Annotated in this window: 20 protein-coding genes; 8 read left to right on the plus strand and 12 right to left on the minus strand. The window is 46.1% G+C overall.

The annotated features are described in order from the left end of the window. Nucleotides 1-171: 171 nt before the first annotated feature. Complete coding sequence (locus PTQ21_RS26255; protein WP_063565666.1) at nt 172-888, plus strand: Crp/Fnr family transcriptional regulator; 717 nt, start codon at nt 172-174, stop codon at nt 886-888. An 82-nt stretch (nt 889-970) separates the two neighbouring features. Here the strand turns inward: PTQ21_RS26255 and PTQ21_RS26260 are convergent, their stop codons facing one another. From PTQ21_RS26260 to PTQ21_RS26295, 8 genes are all read right to left on the minus strand, one after another. Further along, nucleotides 971-1,684 carry a hypothetical protein gene (locus tag PTQ21_RS26260; protein ID WP_274567692.1) on the minus strand — a complete coding sequence of 238 codons (714 nt, stop codon included), beginning with the start codon at nt 1,682-1,684 and terminating at the stop codon, nt 971-973. 197 nt (nt 1,685-1,881) lie between these two features. Then, a complete protein-coding gene (locus PTQ21_RS26265) occupies nt 1,882-2,613 on the minus strand; it encodes a hypothetical protein (protein ID WP_063565664.1) in 732 nt (243 codons plus the stop codon). A gap of 167 nt (nt 2,614-2,780) precedes the next feature. Further along, complete coding sequence (locus tag PTQ21_RS26270) at nt 2,781-3,077, minus strand: winged helix-turn-helix transcriptional regulator (protein ID WP_148661829.1); 297 nt, start codon at nt 3,075-3,077, stop codon at nt 2,781-2,783. A gap of 322 nt (nt 3,078-3,399) precedes the next feature. Next, entirely contained in the window at nt 3,400-4,128 is a 729-nt protein-coding gene (locus PTQ21_RS26275; RefSeq protein ID WP_063565663.1) for a ThuA domain-containing protein, read from the minus strand. A gap of 24 nt (nt 4,129-4,152) precedes the next feature. Then, the gene (locus PTQ21_RS26280) at nt 4,153-5,121 is read right to left on the minus strand and encodes a sugar phosphate isomerase/epimerase family protein (RefSeq protein WP_024631039.1); all 969 of its coding nucleotides are present in this window, start codon (nt 5,119-5,121) and stop codon (nt 4,153-4,155) included. 180 nt (nt 5,122-5,301) lie between these two features. Continuing rightward, nucleotides 5,302-6,384, minus strand: a complete 1,083-nt coding sequence (locus PTQ21_RS26285) for a Gfo/Idh/MocA family protein (RefSeq protein ID WP_274567693.1) — start codon at nt 6,382-6,384, stop codon at nt 5,302-5,304. Further along, nucleotides 6,377-7,141, minus strand: coding sequence for a sugar phosphate isomerase/epimerase family protein (locus tag PTQ21_RS26290; RefSeq protein ID WP_274567694.1), 765 nt, complete (start codon nt 7,139-7,141; stop codon nt 6,377-6,379). Before PTQ21_RS26290 ends, PTQ21_RS26285 begins: the two co-directional genes overlap by 8 nt. Nucleotides 7,142-7,168: 27 nt before the next feature. Next, nucleotides 7,169-8,281, minus strand: a complete 1,113-nt coding sequence (locus PTQ21_RS26295; protein WP_063565660.1) for a Gfo/Idh/MocA family protein — start codon at nt 8,279-8,281, stop codon at nt 7,169-7,171. A 189-nt stretch (nt 8,282-8,470) separates the two neighbouring features. Between PTQ21_RS26295 and PTQ21_RS26300 the strand changes: the two genes are divergently transcribed. Then, nucleotides 8,471-9,289 (plus strand): AraC family transcriptional regulator, encoded by an 819-nt coding sequence (locus tag PTQ21_RS26300; protein WP_063565659.1) that lies wholly within the window; start codon nt 8,471-8,473, stop codon nt 9,287-9,289. A gap of 41 nt (nt 9,290-9,330) precedes the next feature. Here PTQ21_RS26300 and PTQ21_RS26305 read toward each other — a convergent pair whose 3' ends face one another. Next, the gene (locus PTQ21_RS26305; protein ID WP_079694132.1) at nt 9,331-9,645 is read right to left on the minus strand and encodes a hypothetical protein; all 315 of its coding nucleotides are present in this window, start codon (nt 9,643-9,645) and stop codon (nt 9,331-9,333) included. An 83-nt stretch (nt 9,646-9,728) separates the two neighbouring features. Beyond that, nucleotides 9,729-10,667 (minus strand): Gfo/Idh/MocA family protein, encoded by a 939-nt coding sequence (locus tag PTQ21_RS26310; RefSeq protein WP_274567695.1) that lies wholly within the window; start codon nt 10,665-10,667, stop codon nt 9,729-9,731. A gap of 200 nt (nt 10,668-10,867) precedes the next feature. Here PTQ21_RS26310 and PTQ21_RS26315 point away from each other — a divergent pair, with 200 nt between their 5' ends. Further along, nucleotides 10,868-11,479: a TVP38/TMEM64 family protein gene (locus tag PTQ21_RS26315; RefSeq protein WP_064636678.1), complete on the plus strand. Its 612-nt coding sequence runs from the start codon at nt 10,868-10,870 to the stop codon at nt 11,477-11,479. 128 nt (nt 11,480-11,607) lie between these two features. Beyond that, complete coding sequence (gene msrA / locus PTQ21_RS26320) at nt 11,608-12,570, plus strand: peptide-methionine (S)-S-oxide reductase MsrA (protein ID WP_063565656.1); 963 nt, start codon at nt 11,608-11,610, stop codon at nt 12,568-12,570. Between the two features lie 327 nt (nt 12,571-12,897). Here the strand turns inward: msrA and PTQ21_RS26325 are convergent, their stop codons facing one another. Next, on the minus strand, nt 12,898-13,698 hold the full coding sequence (locus PTQ21_RS26325) for a lipid II flippase Amj family protein (protein ID WP_274567696.1): 801 nt from the start codon (nt 13,696-13,698) through the stop codon (nt 12,898-12,900). A gap of 223 nt (nt 13,699-13,921) precedes the next feature. Here PTQ21_RS26325 and PTQ21_RS26330 point away from each other — a divergent pair, with 223 nt between their 5' ends. Continuing rightward, nucleotides 13,922-14,395 carry a DUF2188 domain-containing protein gene (locus tag PTQ21_RS26330; RefSeq protein ID WP_063565654.1) on the plus strand — a complete coding sequence of 158 codons (474 nt, stop codon included), beginning with the start codon at nt 13,922-13,924 and terminating at the stop codon, nt 14,393-14,395. A 191-nt stretch (nt 14,396-14,586) separates the two neighbouring features. Here PTQ21_RS26330 and PTQ21_RS26335 read toward each other — a convergent pair whose 3' ends face one another. Continuing rightward, a complete protein-coding gene (locus PTQ21_RS26335) occupies nt 14,587-15,309 on the minus strand; it encodes a YitT family protein (protein ID WP_063565653.1) in 723 nt (240 codons plus the stop codon). Nucleotides 15,310-16,224: 915 nt separating this feature from the next. Here PTQ21_RS26335 and PTQ21_RS26340 point away from each other — a divergent pair. From PTQ21_RS26340 to PTQ21_RS26350, 3 genes are all read left to right on the plus strand, one after another. After that, nucleotides 16,225-17,262, plus strand: a complete 1,038-nt coding sequence (locus tag PTQ21_RS26340; protein ID WP_083584853.1) for a nucleotide-binding protein — start codon at nt 16,225-16,227, stop codon at nt 17,260-17,262. Further along, nucleotides 17,259-17,492 carry a hypothetical protein gene (locus PTQ21_RS26345; RefSeq protein WP_063565650.1) on the plus strand — a complete coding sequence of 78 codons (234 nt, stop codon included), beginning with the start codon at nt 17,259-17,261 and terminating at the stop codon, nt 17,490-17,492. Before PTQ21_RS26340 ends, PTQ21_RS26345 begins: the two co-directional genes overlap by 4 nt. 393 nt (nt 17,493-17,885) lie before the next feature. Next, nucleotides 17,886-18,272 carry a YhjD family protein gene (locus PTQ21_RS26350; RefSeq protein WP_064636668.1) on the plus strand — a complete coding sequence of 129 codons (387 nt, stop codon included), beginning with the start codon at nt 17,886-17,888 and terminating at the stop codon, nt 18,270-18,272. Nucleotides 18,273-18,428: the final 156 nt, after the last annotated feature.

Genomic DNA, 18,428 nt, shown 5'->3' on the forward strand with positions numbered 1-18,428 from the left:
AACGGCAAGATAAGGTATATACTGAACTTAAAAATTGAACCACCGCAATTTGTACCGTCCTTCCCGGCCGAGAGATGACCCTGATCAGGACGGCAACGGTTTGCGGCGAACCACGGGGGCCAGTCCAAGCTGCAGAAGGCCGTCCGATGGACACAAAGGGGAGATAGACTTATGAGAGAACAACTGAGTGTACTGGAAAAACGCGGAAATACCAACTGTTTCTCGGAAGCGAATTTCAACCATCTGCTCGTAACGATGAAGGACAGAACCTATCCGGAAGGAACCCATCTGTATTGGGAGGGAGATGTCTCTGACAAACTTTATTATATGAAACGAGGCCGTGCTCAGATCACCAAATCCACGGATGAAGGCAAGGAATTGATTATGTACATGTATCAAGCCGGTGATATGATTGGGCAGGCTGATCCGTTCTTTGGATCGAAACACAGCTTTTCGGCGGAAGTGCTGGAGGATAGTGAGATCGGCGTACTGGAGCATAAAGACCTGGAAATGCTGATCTGCCAACATTGTGACTTTGCGATCGACTTTATGAAATGGATGGGTATCCATCATCGGTTAACCCAAACCAAATTCCGTGATCTGATGTTATATGGCAAACCGGGCGCACTCTGCTCTACGCTGATTCGATTGTCCAATTCCTACGGCGAGCCTCATGGAGAGCATGTCATGATTCATAAAAAAATAACACACACGGATCTGTCCAATATGATTGGAGCGACCCGTGAAAGTGTCAACCGCATGTTAAGCGATTTGCGTAAAAAAGACGCCATTGAATACGATAACGGCATGATTGTCATCAAGGATCTGCACATGCTCCAGGGCATCTGTCACTGTGAATTATGTCCTAACGAGATTTGCCGAATCTGACGCTTTTCCCATCTTGTAAAACATTTGATACGCAAATGAAAAAAGCCCATCTTCTATAACGAAGATTGGGCTTTTGTTATGCTTAAGATACAGTAGTCAACTCGAGCTTTACTGCATCACGTGGATTCAATTTCATGTCCAAACCGTTTTCCATCAGTTCCTTATCATTCACCATGATCATCCAGCGTTGGTTCATCCGGGGAATTACATTTTCAACGGAAACAACGAATTTGTTGTTCTCCGACATTCTTACAATCCCACTGGACTTCAATACATCACGCACAGTACATTCCTGAACATACACCCCGGCATATTGACGATTGAGATTTGGCATAATATTTCCACCGCTCACCTTGAGTAATGTTGTTTGGTAAACAACATCGTCTCCCCCACTGTCAGCGGCTTTTACATATATGATCACTTCATCTTTGACATGAAGCTCCATGTCCCAATTTTCCGGGTCAATATCCTTGCCATTCAGTTTGACCGCCCAGCTAAGTGAGGAGTCCAGAGAAACTTCCCCCACGGATTGGATCCGCTTGCCATCTGATGTAAAATCGACAAGTCCACTGTTCAATAGTGCTTTCTTGAGCGTCAGACCTTCACTAAAATCTCTCTTAATGGACTTCGTTGCGTCAGGCAAAAAAGTACTGCCATCCACTGCCACAGTAATAGTATTCTGCGATTCGGTCTCTTTGACGATTGGCTGTTCGGAAGGCTGTGTCTCGCTACACCCGGCTAATATAACCAGAATAAGCAGACATATACCTATGTAACCGGGGATTCTCTTCTTCATGTAGGTAACACCACCCTGCGTAAAATCATTCACCCTGTTGTCCATAACCTCTATTATGGCACAAAATTCATGCAAAAAAAGTGTCAATGCCGTTACTTTTCATCCAGCAGCGTCCATAACTGGTTTGTACAACACAAAGAGCCTGCAAGCAGGCCCTTTGGCTCCTAATTATTATTAAGGTCTATTAAGTAGCATGTTTACTGAACACAAGCCTGCATGTAGGTACGGCCTCCGTCTCCATCCTTCAGATACGGGTTGAGCCCAAAGAACTGTTCCTCCGACACATAGACGCCTGTCAGCAAACGCCCTTCAAGTAATCCACCATCCACCTGTACACAGAACGAAGGTGCATCCACATATTCCTGGTAGAGCGGAATCTGACCCGATGATTGGTGTACCTTGGATACCTTGCCTTGCTCGTGCAGCGGCCGTTCAGAGAAATAGGTAGGTACAATATAACGGGCAATCACATCCAGCTCTTGTACAGTGTAGAAGGTGTCATCACCCAGCCAAGGCGCAAGCATGCGGATCTTCTCATATTGTGACCATACAATCGCCTGAATCAGCATCTCCGCTTTAACAAAACGCCCTTCGCCCACATCCAGATACACACGTTCTTCATGAACGTTGGCTTCGGCCTGAACCCCGATGGAATCGGGTTGTCTCAGTTCACATCCAATACATTTCCAGCCTCTTGCTGTCTGAATCCATTTTTGCAGTACCGCCGGAGCCATTACCTGACCATTGCTATTCGTGGAATGAGTCTTCTCTCCTGCAACATCATCCTTAACCGACGGGGAATATGAGGTTCGTTTAAATAGCTCCGCAGCTTTTTTGTAGATTAAATGTACCTGGATGGATGCGCTCTCAAGTTCTGCAATATCTTGCTTGCCGTAGCGTACTTCACGGGATAAGCTTTCTTCTCTCATGACAAGTGGCCTCCTCGCTCCGGCCGCCTGCGGCCATTTTATTTACAATTATACTACAACTCGCGACAACATGTGCAGGACCCTTAAGACAAAAACTCCTGATTTCCACTGGAAATCAAGAGCCTTTATCCCATCAGTTCACTTAGTTTGAGCCGGGGAAGCTGTTACTACTCAACCCACTGCTCTGCCCAGTCTTGAATTTGATTCATAACGGGCTGTAGCGCCTTGCCTTTCTCTGTCAGTTCATATTCAATACGAACTGGCGTCTCCGGATAGACATGACGGATCAGAATTCCTTCGCTTTCCAGATCTTTCATCCGTTCTGACAACATCTTATCACTCATCGATGGAATCAGGTTGGAGATATCCTTGAACCGCTTCGAACCACTCATCAACGTTTGAATAATCAAACCGTTCCAGCGCTTACCCAAGAAAGAAAACGCCGTCTCAAAGCGCGGACACATCCGCAGATCTTGGCCTTCCACATTAATCACCTCTTTAGAGATCACTCAACTTACGTTTAGTTAGTATATTTCATAATAACATATTTAAGTCTCAAAGAAAACGTCTGCCGCTAAAAAGTTAAAATTTTAGGGGCATAACTCAACTTCGATGATACAACTCAGTATACATCACATGGGACAACGGAACCATGGGAAAATATCGTCTAACTCCCATGTAGCTATCTTACCCAAAAAGAACCCAGCTGCCACAGTCATACTTGACTTGGAGAAGGGTTCTTTGGTATATCGTTTATTTTATCCGTTCATACAGCCAATTTGCAGCTTAAACCAGCACGTTACCAAGTGATCTTACAGGCTCGCTGAAGCCAAATTCCGGCTTAACGTTGCGCGTAGGATATGCCCACTTCACTCCATTGCTGATCACTTTTAAAATTTCCGGATTGTAGAAGGTCGGGTATGTTTCATGACCTGGACGGAAATAGAAGATTTTTCCTGAACCGCGGAGGAACGTGCATCCGCTTCGGAATACCTCTCCGCCTTGGAAATTACTTACAAACACCAGTTCATCCGGTACTGGAATATCGAAGAATTCTCCGTACATTTCTTCTTTTTCCAGAATGATCTTGCTATTGATTCCCTCGGCAATCGGATGGGACGGATTCACACACCAGATAATCTCCTGCTCATTAGCTTCACGCCATTTCAGATCACAACTTGTGCCCATCAGCGCTTTGAATGGCTTGGAGAAGTGACCAGAGTGCAGCACAATCAACCCCATACCATCCAGGACTCGCTGTGCAACCTTCTGTGTAATCTCGTCGCTCACACGCTCATGCGCCATATGTCCCCACCATATAAGCACATCTGTCGAATTCAGCACCTCATCACTTAATCCATGCTCAGGCTGATCCAGTGTTGCAGTGCGAATGGCAAAGCCTTCGCCTCCCAGCCCGTTTGCCAACGCCATGTGCAAACCGTCAGGGTAGACTTCTTTTACTTCATCATGAATTTTCTCATGGACAAATTCATTCCAAATGGTGACGTTAATCATATTCAATTTCCCCCTAGTGTAACTCTAAACCCACCACATATCTCCCAGCGGCTCTTCAATCAATACTTGTTGGAGATTTTGCACAGCTTTAGAGAATCCTTCTTCTACCGACATCAGACCATCTTCGTGTTCAATGCTTACGACATAATCATATCCAACCAGACGCAGAGCACTAATAATATCAGCCCAAGTCTTGTTATCGTGACCATAACCGACCGAGCGGAATTGCCAAGCACGATCAAGCATGTTTGTATAATCCTGCATATCCGTTACACCATATTTGTTCACGTTAATTGGATCAATAGTTGTATCTTTCGCATGGAAGTGATGAATCGCGCCTTCACGTCCCAGAATGTGGATCGCTTGCACCGGATCAATACCTTGCCACCACATGTGGCTCGGGTCCAAGTTAGCGCCAATCACTTCGCCTGCTGCTTCACGCAATCTCAGCAAGGTAGCTGGTGTATGCACAGAGAATCCACCGTGCAGTTCCAGTCCCACTTTCACATTGTGATCTGCAGCGAATTTGCCCCACTCTGTCCAGTAAGGGATAACTTTGTTGTCCCATTGCCATTTAAGAACTTCTTGGAAGTCATTCGGCCATGGTGCAACAGGCCAGTTCGGATATTTGGCATCCTCATGGTCTCCCGGACAACCGGAGAATGTGTTTACAACAGGCACTTCCAGTTTCTCAGCCAGTTCTACCGTCTTAACGAAATCATCGTGGAATCCTTTCGCAATATCCTTTTGTGGATGAAGCGGGTTACCGTGACAGCTCAGTGCGCTGATGGTCAGACCGCGAGATTCTACTGCATTTTTGAAGTTTTTCAATGCTGTCGGGTTGCTCAGAAGCTCATCCGGTTTACAATGAGCATTCCCTGGATGTCCACCAGTTCCGATTTCTACTGCTTTCAAGCCTTTGGATGCAACATAGTCGAGTGCATCCTCCAATTTACGTCCTCCGAATAGTACCAAAAATACGCCGAGTTTCAAGTGCGATTCCTCCCTAGATTAAATATCATATTAATTGCTGGTTTTATGAACCATGAACTGCATAAATATACCGTTCAGATCACATGATTGTATCGTTATTGTGGAAAATCAAGAGCTTTTCTATCCTGAAAATAAACGTAAGAATACTGGTTATTTCATTGGAAATGACATCCGGTCGGTTTAGTCGAAATAAACCGCTTTGCCTGTCTGAGCAGACTCGTAGATCGCTTCAAGAATCTGAGTAACCACGATGGCTTGTTCAGGTTTTACAACTGGATCTTTGTCTTCTATGATCGCTTCAAGCCACATTCTAGCTTCACGATCCGCTTCATTTTCTGCACTACCGGAATAAAAAGCAACCCCGCCTGCATCCAGATCTACCTTAGTTTCAAACAGACGGCTGCGTTTCTCGCCATTGATACGCAGACCATCTTTCATATCCGCGCCACCTTCTGTTCCGCAAAGCAGTGATTTCGCTTCGCCGAACTCAGCTACGTTCAGCGCCCAGCTGGACTCGATGATAATTGTAGCCCCATTCTCCATCGTCACAAAGCCGAATGCAGAATCCTCTACCTTAAATTGTTCCGGGTCCCACGGACCAAAAGCATTGGCCGCATTCTCACGTTGACCCAGCTTGTGGAAAGTTGAGCCCATAACACTCTTCGGCTTGTAATTATCCATCAGCCAAAGAGTCAGGTCCAATGCATGCGTACCGATATCAATTAGCGGTCCTCCACCCTGCTTTTCCTCATCAAGGAACACACCCCAGGTAGGTACAGCACGGCGGCGAAGTGCAATCGCCTTACCGAAATAAATATCGCCCAGCTCGCCTTCTTCACACATTTGTTTCAGATATTGGCTGTCATTGCGGAATCGGTTCTGATACGCAATGGACAACTTTTTGCCTGTACGTTGTGCGGCTTCCAGCATAGCCTGCGCTTGTGCAGACGTTTTCGCCATTGGCTTTTCACACATTACATGTTTGCCCGCCTCAAGGGAAGCGACCGTGATAACGGAGTGGGAGTCGTTTGGTGTACACACATGTACCACATCAATACTCTCATCTTTCAGCATCTCGTGATAATCCGTATATACTTTAGCTCCCTCAGCACCGAATTCGGCTGCTGCCTCCTCCGCACGTTCTTTCACAATGTCACAGAAAGCGACCATACGGCCCTGAGATTGTTTGGACAGGCTGGGCATATGTTTACCTTTGGCGATTCCGCCACAACCTACGATGGCGATATTAAGTACTTTAGACATGAACAAGTCCTCCATTAGCGGCATATTTTCTAATCCAGTTCATACTGCTCTCGATGCTTTGCAGTGGAGGATTCTGACATACATCCTGTTCCACAACAAGCCACTCGGCTCCCGCCTGATCTGACGCTGTAGCTACAGCTCCCAGATCTACCTCACCTTGGCCGAATTCCACTGTCAGGACTTGGCCTTCTGAACGGCGCATGTCTTTCCAGTGGACAAGTGGCAGACGTCCCGCATACTTCGCGATGACTTCCGTTGGCGGGTATCCTGCGGCGTGAGCCCAACACGAATCCAGCTCCACTTGCAGGTGGGAAGCGGTTACGGTATCATACATCGTGTATAACGCCGGCTGACCCTCAACCTGCTCTGTAAATTCAAAATCATGATTGTGATACATTAACACCATGTCCTGCGCTGCACATTTCTCACCAATCTCATTCAGGGAAGCAAATACGTTATCCCATTGCCGTTGTTCTTCCGACAGATAAGGGACAATCAGGTTTTTGTTTCCGATGGCTTTGTGATAAGCGATCACGCCATCAAGATCCTCAATCAGACTATTGTACTGAACATGGGTACCCACGATCTCCAGACCGAATTCATCCAAAATGGCCTTTACTTCTTCCGGGCTATGCCCGTAAAAGTTGTGAAACTCTACGCCTTGATATCCAAGCTCTGCAACCTTGGCGAGTGTACCTTTGAAATCTTGCTCCAGTTCATCCCGTACCGTATATAGCTGTAATCCAACCTTCAACATTTACCGGTTCACCTCATCCGAGATCAATTAGTGTGACTGTACAGCCTCTGACTGATTTTCATCTGTATTGTTTTCTGCTCCTGCTTGATAAGTGCTCTCCAGCTGGATGTGTTTGCCCTCAAACGAGGAGCGTTGGAACGCATGCATAGCTTCAAGAACATGATAGGCAAGCTTACCACTGGCCTTGTGTTCGCGTCCGGCTCGAATGGATTCAACCATTTCGGTAACGCCGATTCCACGCTCGTTCTGTCTGCTCTCAAAAGCAGGCGTCACAGTCTCCCATGTGTCCTGACCGAATCTGCGGAGCTTCACTTCCCCGTTAAAAAAGTTAGGATCCGGTATGCTCATCGTACCTTCGGTACCGTAGATTTCAATCCGTGGCAAATCCGAAGCACCCCGGATATCGAAGCTGGTGATCATTGTTGCAATGGCACCTTCCTCAAAATCAATCGTTCCTGCCAAGTGTGTTGGCGTCTGTACCTCAAGAGATGTACCTTCCTTCGGACCGGAACCAATAACGCGGTCCGTGATCTGTACACCTGCCGATGAACTGATTCTGCGAATCGGTCCAAGGAGAGTAATCAGAGCGGTCAAATAGTAAGGTCCCATATCGAACATCGGTCCGCCACCAGCGACATAAAAGAACTCCGGATTCGGATGCCAAGCCTCCGGCCCTCCACCCATGAAGAATGATGTTGCCGCAATCGGTTTACCGATCAGTCCTTCTTCAATAGCCTTGCGGGCAGTCTGAATACCTGAGCCAAGGAACGTATCCGGTGCTGAACCAACATACAATCCTTTTTCCTCAGCCAGTTCGATTACCTTGCGACCATCCTCAAGAGAGATTGCCAGTGGTTTCTCGGCATACACATGTTTGCCTGCTTCAAGCACAGCCAGATCAGTCATGGCATGACTGCCAGGAACCGTGAGGTTTAGTACAAGCTCAATTTCATTATCTTGCAGCAACTCATCTACATTGTAAACGTTTGCGATATTGAATTCATCAGCTCGTTCTTGTGCCCGTTCACGGATCAAATCCGCAACAGCCACCACTTCAATGAGAGGATTATCTTTAAAATTCTCAAGATAAATGGCGCTAATGTTACCGCAACCAATAATACCCGCTTTCATTTTCTCCACAGTGATGTTCATCTCCTTATGAATGGTGAGAACCTGTAAATTTGCATATTTGGAATTGAAGGTTTTACGCTTAAGTGTTGCACTTGAATTTAATACTATGGTATTCCGTTTCGGCTTCAATTAAAATGAATAATATGATCGAAACATGAACTATCTGGTCATAATTTTCAAATTGCAAGGAGTATGCCAATGCCGACTGATTATTCCTGCCAGGTTCTTACAGCAGGCTTCTCGTTTCATCGCAAACCTTATATAGGCTTGCATCCTGAGGGAGTAAAGAATTACTTGTTGAGACTCCAGACGGACGGACGTTGCCGAGCACGTGTAGACGGCACCATGTCGCTTGTTGATGCGGGTGATCTGCTTCTGTTTAGTCCAGATGAGCCGTATGAACTGAGAATAGACAAAGAACAAAATCCGATGGGTGAACGACTTGTGGAGAGTGGTGATTACCATATTTTCTTCAATGGGGACTGGGTGGATGAGTGGTGGAAACATCACAAGCGGCCGAACCGGATCAAGGTGCAGCTGACCGAAAGCCTGCTTACCCTGTTTCGACAGCTCGTACTGGAGCAGCGCCGTATTTCCAATCCGTACCCTGAAATCGCCAGTTACTATATGCGAATTCTTTGTCTTGAAGTGGATCGTATGCTCTCGGAACATCCGACGATTACCAACACCAACTATGTGGCATATGAGATTAAAAGTTACATCGAGGAGAACGCTTCTTCTCTATTCAAGCTTGAAGATATAGCTACCCATATTGGAATCAGTGTTTCAAGGGGAGTTCATCTCTTCAAAGAAGCGTTTGGTAAAAGTATTATGCAATATACACTGGATGTACGACTGAACATGGCCAGGGAACGGATCATTTTTAGTCCAATGACACTCGAACATGTAGCCGAATCTTCCGGCTTTAACAATTATACGTATTTCCACCGGGTATTCCGCTCCCGGTTTGGCATGTCGCCCAAAGAATTCCGCGTCATTCACCGGGAACAGATGTAATCGCTTCATTAATACGTATACGTATTATCCGTAACCGAAACTTATTTGCGCGCGGCAATCGCCTCGGATACAACCATAGCCAGATCTTCGTTGCCAAACATGGATAGCACACCCAATACGGTGTCGTCCGGAATGTCACCGGCTTCCTCCTTGGATACAACTAGCTTCAGCACCTGCTGCAAACGCTCGTTGCTCCGTTGTTCCGGGTAGGCTTGCCGGTACATCTCTTCCGGATCCAGTCCCTGATTGACACACCACTGGGCAAATACCAGAATCATCATTTCCTCTTCCTGTTTATACGTCTCAATTACAGCTTCCTCAATCTGTTTGTTGCGTTCTTTTTCATATTCATCCATGGTGTTATTCTTCCTCCATTATCGTTTAATGAATCATTAGTGCGGAAGGCTTCATTTATACTCCCGCACAACCTTCTGCAAGATTAACCGCGGATAAGCTGTTCAGCCAAGTCATGACTGTCCATGACGTGACTCGCACTGATGGCACAGTCATCCGGGGTTTCAAGATTTGCCAAAAATTGGTCAATCGCTCCCGTGAATCCTCTTCGGGTCAAAATACTTTCCCAGCTGCCAAAGGTTTCCTTGCGTTCCTGTGCACCGCGTTCCTCACACTTCGCTATTTCCATGTTCAGCACTTCTACCGATCTTCCCCCGCCATGCAGCTCAAGCTTCTCCAGATCCGCTCCTGCTTGGCGTATCATATCGAATCTGCCATATGCCGTTCTACCCAACTTGGCTGATCCTGCGGCGTGCAGCAGGCGGTCCAAGTCATTTTTACGTATCCACTGATGGAGCAGCTGCACATTGTGATCTGAATACCATAACATCAGGTCAAGAATATGAATCAGATCATCATAGATAGTTTCCGCAGCGGGACGATCCTGAATGCCTGTACGATGTTTAGTAACTGTCAGCGATTCAAAGCCTTGTCCAGCCTGCATCCATTCCTTCGCGTTTTGATACAAAGGTGCAAATCTCCGGTTAAAACCTACCGCCAAAAGAAGACCCTGTGCTTCCGCAAATGCGGTCATTTCTTCCGACTCCCGTAACGTATAGGACAGCGGTTTGTCCACGTATACTGCAAGCCCCCGTTCCAAACATTGCATAACGATGTCAAAATGAGCTTCTGTTGCTGTATGTACAAACACCGCATCCAGATCCCAGGACAACAATTCTTTCATATCCGTTGTTCCATTGTTCAATCTATAGGTATGCTGTATTTCCTTCACAGGTTCGGGAGAACGGTTCATAATCCCCGCAATTTCCACGTCCGAGTGGGCTGTCAACAGCGGCAAATATACTTTACGTGCAATGTCCCCGAGTCCGATGATCGCAACACGGGTTCGCTTGGTTGTTTCCATTATGATCATTCCACCTTCAGATGAGTTCTATATTTCTACGTCCTATAGTGTAACCCTTCAGGCAGCAACATGCCAGTGATTGCAGCTAGAACCGCCATGAATTGTCCATCCTTTGGTTGAACGTGGTAAACTTTAGAGAGAAAGCAATACGGATTGGGATACAGTAAGACCTTCCTGGTCTGAAAGGAGCGTTTGGGATTTTGCGAAAATGGTTATGGCTCCTCTTATATGTTTTACTTGCTGGAGTCACGTTTATTTACAGATATGAACTGCTGACCTGGACCGATCTGCATCAGTCCATTCCACTTTTACTAGCCATGGCGACATTGTTTGCTCTTGTACCCGTAATTCCGTACAAAATCGTCATTATTGCCTTTGGCTATAGTTACGGTACTGCAACAGCAGCCTGGATATGCTGGCTTGGGACCACATTTGCTGCAATGCTGGTATACACCGGAGCGAGGACGATATTCCGAAATCAGGCCAGATCCTATCTCGAACGCATTCGGGGTTTGAATCGATTTACAACATGGATGGAGGCTCATCCCTTCATGGGTATCGTGTCAATGCGACTGCTGCCCATCGTGCCCCAAATGGCGGTTAATATCTACGCGGGCATTACCTATACCCCATTCTGGGTCTTCATGGTTGCGACGGCAATTGGCAAACTGCCTGCGATTTTTGTTTTTGCCTATGCAGGTGCACAAGCAGAAACATCAATCTGGGTGAGCCTGCTAATCCTTGCCGGTTATCTGGTGTTCATGACGATAATATTGCTCTTGTTTCGCTTACGCTCTCGTAAAAAAGCCTAAGTGGGAACAGTCAGAAACATTTCAGACTCATCCTCTTTACGATCCTGCTTGGTTGGCTTGCCAATTCGGGATATAATAGAAGAGTAAGCCAAAATATCATTCTTCATCAGAAATGGAGTGACTATAGCATGGAACAACATACTAGTGAAAAAGCAACTTTTGCAGGCGGGTGCTTCTGGTGTATGGTATCCCCCTTCGAGGAACTACCCGGCATTCATAAGATTGTATCGGGTTATACAGGAGGACATACGGAGAACCCCACATATGAGGAGGTCTGCTCGGAAACGACTGGTCACGTAGAGGCCGTTCAAATTACATTCGACCCGGCCATCTTCCCATATGAGAAGCTCGTTGAATTGTTCTGGCAACAGATCGACCCAACAGATACGGGTGGACAATTCCATGACCGTGGATCATCTTATCAGACGGCCATCTTCTATCACAGTGAAGAACAACGCCAGATCGCAGAAGCTTCCAAAGCAGCTTTGGCACAAAGCGGACGTTTTGACAAACCAATTTTCACACCGATTTTGCCAGCGAAAACGTTCTATGAAGCAGAGGAGCATCACCAAGGGTACCATCACAAAAATCCTGCGCACTACAAACGGTACCGTAAAGGTTCTGGACGTGAAGACTTTATCGAAAGCAACTGGTCCGGCAAAGTGGATAAAGACGGCCTGAAAGAGCGTCTGACGCCGCTGCAGTTCGAAGTTACCCAGAACAACGCAACTGAACCAGCATTTCATAACGAGTTCTGGGACCACCATGGTGACGGAATTTACGTGGACATCGTATCCGGTGAGCCACTGTTCAGTTCCACCGACAAATACGATTCCGGCTGCGGCTGGCCAAGTTTCACCCGTCCACTGCGGGACTACAATGTGAAGGAAAAAACGGATCTCAGCCATTTCATGATTCGTACCGAAGTGAGAAGTCGTGAAGGGGATTCCCATTTGGGTCACCTGTTCAATGACGGCCCTGCCGAAGCTGGTGGAATGCGTTATTGCATCAATTCCGCAGCCCTTCGTTTTGTACCCAAAGAAGACCTAGAAAAAGAAGGATATGCCGAATACGCCGTACTGTTTAATTAAGTTATGATTCATTGAAGTACGGAAATAATGAAGCGCTAGCGAATCGAACGCACCTTAAGATGACAATTAACGTGCAATACTAATTTTAACGAGCTTCAGTCACGTTATTCGGTTGAAATCTACGAAAAAGCCTGAGGCAGCACATGTAAAGCGATCAAATAATGCCTCTACGATTCGTTAAACCACAGACTTGAGGGAATTGGAGTATTAACTTGTGCTCAGTTCGTTAGACATTAATTAAGACTAAAAGGGGCTTCCCGTCATCTTTATGACATATGGGAAGCCCCCTTTTTAGTTTGCTTTTTTTGTATATAGATTGAAATTGGCTTACATCATACTCACAATCCAGCCGATCCAGTAAGCAAATGGAATCAATAACAACTGCGCCAACAATGTACCAAATAAACGGGATACAAGCATACAGCCATAGATCTGATTCATTCGATCCAGCCGAATTTCACCACGCAGAGATTTGTCGCTGAGCAACGAAATACGAGGATCAATCAGGATGGTTAACAAAATGGTCGCTACTCCATTAATGAGTCCGGTGGATTGCGAAGCAGCTACAGCCTGACCCGGATAAAGATACGCAGCGTACAGACTGGACAGGACCCCAGTCGTATAGATTGCTGTCACCGCTATGTTCAACGTCATTAGACGTCTGGGCATTCCGTTTTGTACCAATAGTTTTGCCATTTTCCATGATGGCGGGGTAATATAATACATCGCGTTTTTGAGCTTGCTGCGTTTCAGCAGTCCTCGAACCATGGAAGGAATCGATCCTGCCGCCTCAAAATGAACGACCATTCGGGAAGCGAGCTTGACCATCGTTGGAAAACTTAGAATAGCCAAGGCCGTTCCTATCGTAGCCGCACCCATCAGCCAGTGCAGTTGCGCTGCAAAGTGTGGGTTCCCTCCACTCGCCGCAGTATCCACCAGATTGCCTACCATCGGCCCTTGGGCCATATTGGAGGTACGCGACACCAGCAACAAAATTCCGGACAGGGACAAGGCCAGCGCTATTCGCCGAGTGCGTAATCCCCCAAGGCGCAGTGCATAGGACAGGCTGTCAGCCGCATGAATAAGCATGGTAAATAACATAGGAATGGCCAGGCTCAAACTAAACATATGTAAATCTCCTTATCTTTTTCCTAATGTGCTTCTATTGTAATTTCAAGTATGGAAGCATTATACTCCTCATCCACATAAAAGTATAGAAAAGCACTAAGAAGTTGAACAGTAGAATGCACAAAAATACAGCACACGCTTCGAAGTTCTCCACAATAATCGTTTATTCATCCGGGTGCAGGGTAATATACAAATAACTTATATTGTACAGGAGGGAATCAATATGCCGTGGAACAAACAGGATTATCCCGTTTCCATGAAAAATCTGGAGCCTCGTGTCAGACATAAGGCCATTGAGATTGCCAATGCATTGCTGGATGACGGTTATGAGGAAGGACGCTCCATTGCAATCGCGACTGCCAAAGCGGAAGAATGGGATGAGAATCATCCCACATCGAAGCATTCGAAGCAGGCTACAAAACATACTTCATCAGACAGCAAATCGGAGCATGGAAAATCTTCATCTCCACGCCGTCATTCCGAACCTGTCTCTTCTTCCAAAAGCCATGATAATATTCATGTCGTTCCTACCGACTCTGGCTGGGCCATCAAGGAAGAAGGTCAATCCAAATCTCTGGCTACGTTCCGAACCAAAGCCGAAGCTGTGGATGCTGCCAAAGAAAAGAGTGAAAAACAAAACATTCGGGCTATTATCCATAATGAAGATGGGCAAATTGCCTCTTCCATCAAGCCTTGAGTGAATCTGTTCTAAAATAGAAATATCGTGAATGTATTACTTTTAATTTTTTTTACTGAAGGCAAGCAAAAAAGCCCTTTCGCCGCTAATGGAATGATTCCCATCAAGCATGCAAAAGGGCTTTGTGTTTGGTATGAGGCAAGCCCACCTTACTTGAACAACATTCATTTCGAATAGGGTGGCCGTTACGTTTAATGCGAAACCCCTCTAGCCACAGGAGCTCGTTGTGAAGCACCGCTGACTACTTTGGCAGCAGTCGACACGGGCAGCTTCACAGCTGAGGTCGTAACCGTCCGGCGAGCCGGGAAACTGACCATATACGTAATCACTTTACTGGCAATCCATACGGCCAGAATGGTATATAAAGTTTCTTTTACCGGTAGAAAGAAAAGCGACAATCCGAGTACAAACGCATCGCTGACAAAGAAAACCGTTCCCAGCTTCCAGCCCTTCCAACGGCTAATGAGCACCGCCAGAATGTCGTCTCCACCTGTTGCTCCTCCGAATCGAAGCACCATACCAGCACCCACGCCGGTGATAACACCGGACAAGACTGCCGGAATCCACAAATTACCGTGAAACGGAATAACCAGGGTGGAGTACCGCTCAAACCCGTCATAGAACAATGAGAATGCGGCCACACCCAGCAGCGCCTGAATCATGAACTTCCAGCCCTTGAGGAACCAGGCCAGAATCATGACTGGAATATCCAGCAGCAGCATGCCAATAGCAGGTGATAAGCCTGTCGCGTACTTTCCAAGCAGGGCCAGACCGACAAATCCGCCCTCCGATAAATGATTCTGAAAATTAATGTGATAGTAGGCAAATGCCAAAATAAATGTTCCGAGCAGCATAATGGCGAACTTTACCGCCTCTGTCTTAACTTGTTGTAAGGTTAACGATGTTCTCTTCATTCAGGTTCCCTCGCAGTTTGTAAAGGTTGGTTTGCACCGACCGTACCCTGCAAAAGGCAAGCCTGGAAGAAATCATCGTATTTGTCCTTCGAATATTATTCATTCCAATCCCCTCTTTCGCAGAGTCAGCCGTTTTTTTCTTTACGGTGGTGTACTCTACAAGGGGCGCTAAGTATAAGAGAGATCGTAACGTTTCCAGATCGTCCTTGGGGAAATTATCCTTCGGGAACTCATGGTATCCTGATCCTTTCTGTCTGTTGGTGGTTAGCTGTGCTAATTAAACTGATGAATATTACACCATGCATAAGACCATATAAACTTTACACTTAACCACTTCGATTGCAGTACCCTCTTTCGATCGCTGTTATCCCCGGATTTTTTGATTCCCTTTTCCTAAGGGAAAAATCCTGTGATAAAGGCGAACACTTCGTTTCTTCAGACGGGTTCTGCACTCTACGTTCTCGTGTAAAAATTTAGTTCGCCTTCTATAGACACATGTAACGTTCAATTCAGTTTAAAAATCTAAGCTAACTTGCTTGTTCTTTTATTATATAACACCGATGTGATTGGGTCGAAACAGCAGACCCTTCAAATATGAGCAAAAAGCACACTCTTGCCTGCTTGAGCCGCCAAACAGCCACACCAGGACAAGCTTCTCTACCTAATGGTGCTACCTGCTCCTTCATTCTATGACTGAAGCTTCCAAATATAACTGTCCAGTCACCCAACTGTGACAATTTGGGTCCATTTTTTATTTTTCCGCGGATTTTAAAGGAATCATTTCCCTCTTGCACATACACTATAGCAAATGTAATCGGCTTATCTTGGGTCCAGTTAAACGTTTCCAGACTTACTCTGCTGTTTATGGTATAATATAACAATTGAATCCCCACTACCGTTTAAGCGAGGCGGATTATGAAAACGTTAAAGCCAAGAGTCTTTATTGGCTGCTCGCTGGAAGCGAAGCCGATTGCAGCCGCAGTACACGAAAACTTGCGTTTCTCGGCCGAAGTTACCCCTTGGTACTCCGGAGTTTTTAATCCAAGCAGCTATACCATGGACGATTTGGAAGCAGAAGTGCGTACAACAGACTTTGCCATTTTTATTTTTCATCCGGATGATATATCGAAAATTCGTGGGAAGTACTATGCATCTGTCCGTGATAATACAATGCTGGAAATGGGTTTGTTTATGGGTCGTCTGGGGCGAAAGCGTATTTTTTTCATTCTTCCAGAGGATATTACTGACATCAAAGACGCTTCCAAGATCGAAGGTTTACGCATGCCTACAGACCTGCTGGGATTAAATCCACTGGTTTATGAAATTCGTTCAGACGGGAAATGGGCGCCAGCCGTCTCGGTGGCCTGTTCCAAAATCGCCGACAGCATCGAAGAACAGGGGCGATGGAGCGATCCCGAAGTGGAAAAAATTATCGAGAAGCACAAAAGGTCTGAGGGTGAAGCCCGATTACAGTTGCTCAAGCTGCTGCGATTCTTCAGGGAGTTACTGCGTACCCGCAAAGCAGATTCGGTTATGTTGGAGCGAATGAGCGATGCACTTCGAAGTGCATTTGTATCCCTTCCTCCATTTGCCGTGCGTGGGACTGCCATATACCGTACAGATGACAGTGGTCATATTGAACAATTATGTGGTAACGTTGGGGAACCGGGGAGAAAATATAACTTGTCCGCCAACGACGACAAACAACCTGATGATCCGAAGCGAATTCTGGTTATTGATTCTTACCGGGAGAACAAGATCAAGATCAATCTCTACGACGACTACCTTGAGAAAGAGTATCTGCTATGCTATCCTGTAGCCAAGAGGTATGTAATCACAGTCCATATTATTGGACATATTGAAGCGGATGAGGCGATATTTCAGCAGATGGATTTGGAGAACCGTCATCTGTTCAACGCCATCAACGATTTGTTAGGAGGCGAACCGGAATGAAACCGGAAACGAAAAAAATAAGCAAGCGCTGGGGCAGCGACAAAAAGGTACGCCTCAGTTCTGCGCCCGAATCATCACGACCGGTTCCGGAACCCAAGGAAGAAGATCGTTTCCACAAACCGGCCGTACCGCTGACTACCATTGGCCCTTCGCTGAAGGGTAAAGAAAGACCTTACAAAGTGATTCTGGAAAAAGAGGCTCTTTACGAGAAGCCTCAGTATCTGGCTTAACCGCTTTATGCTCATATACAACTCTGCCGTCTGGTTCGGCAGATCATCTGGCCCCGCCGCCCAAGGCAGGGGCTTTTTTGTTGCAATCACTTTCGCAATTCTTCATAACCTTCGCCGATCAACGAACCAAAAGCTCTTCATCTCTTACTCTGATGCATTAAGTCGTTTTCTTTATGCCCTTAGGTTTCCTGCAAAACCCAAAAATTATACCTTATTTTGGAGAAGGCTTGTCCCTATTTCAACACCTTAAATCTCAGCATAAATCGCATATGGGCTACTTCCAATATTTCTCGGTTGTATTGTGTATCATCATTGCATATATTGATTATAATATAAGAACATACGTTCTGTAAATAAGAACATGTCCGAATTCAAGGTTAAGGAAGTGAAAGTATGTCATCATCCCCTTCCGCCCCATCCCCTGCGGATGAAGACCACCGATTGATTAAAAGCATGGTTGTACGCACTCTTCTGCTGGATGTGCTTGAACGGGATATTCGCACACTGGATACGTTGCAGCTCAAAATGCCAGAGGTCTACATTCTGTCTCTAACCCGCATTCAGAATGATGTACTTAAGGAAATGCTTACGCTTCGCAAACAGATGAGAACTCGTGGCGTCAAGGTTCTGGAGGAGAAACGGCAAGTTGATGGAATCGAAACCCAGTACCTGTGCAGAGGATATTTGCAGCGGTTCTATATGCTGTGGACGTTCGCGCGGAATGAAGTCAAAAAAGAGCTTAGTCGGCATCTGGATATGGACTTGACCCAGCCGTTATAGCTAATTCATCTGCTTGATGTATCCATCATCGTTTGAATTCACATTTCTTAGTCCACTTAGTTCAATTACTCCTTAAACTCCTCACCCTTCTGCCTAATCGAAACAGGTTGACCCCGGGAGGCTGCGTTCATTAAGATGGAATAGACATGTCTGTGC

This window comes from Paenibacillus marchantiae, from assembly GCF_028771845.1.
In the GTDB taxonomy this organism is placed as follows: domain Bacteria; phylum Bacillota; class Bacilli; order Paenibacillales; family Paenibacillaceae; genus Paenibacillus; species Paenibacillus marchantiae.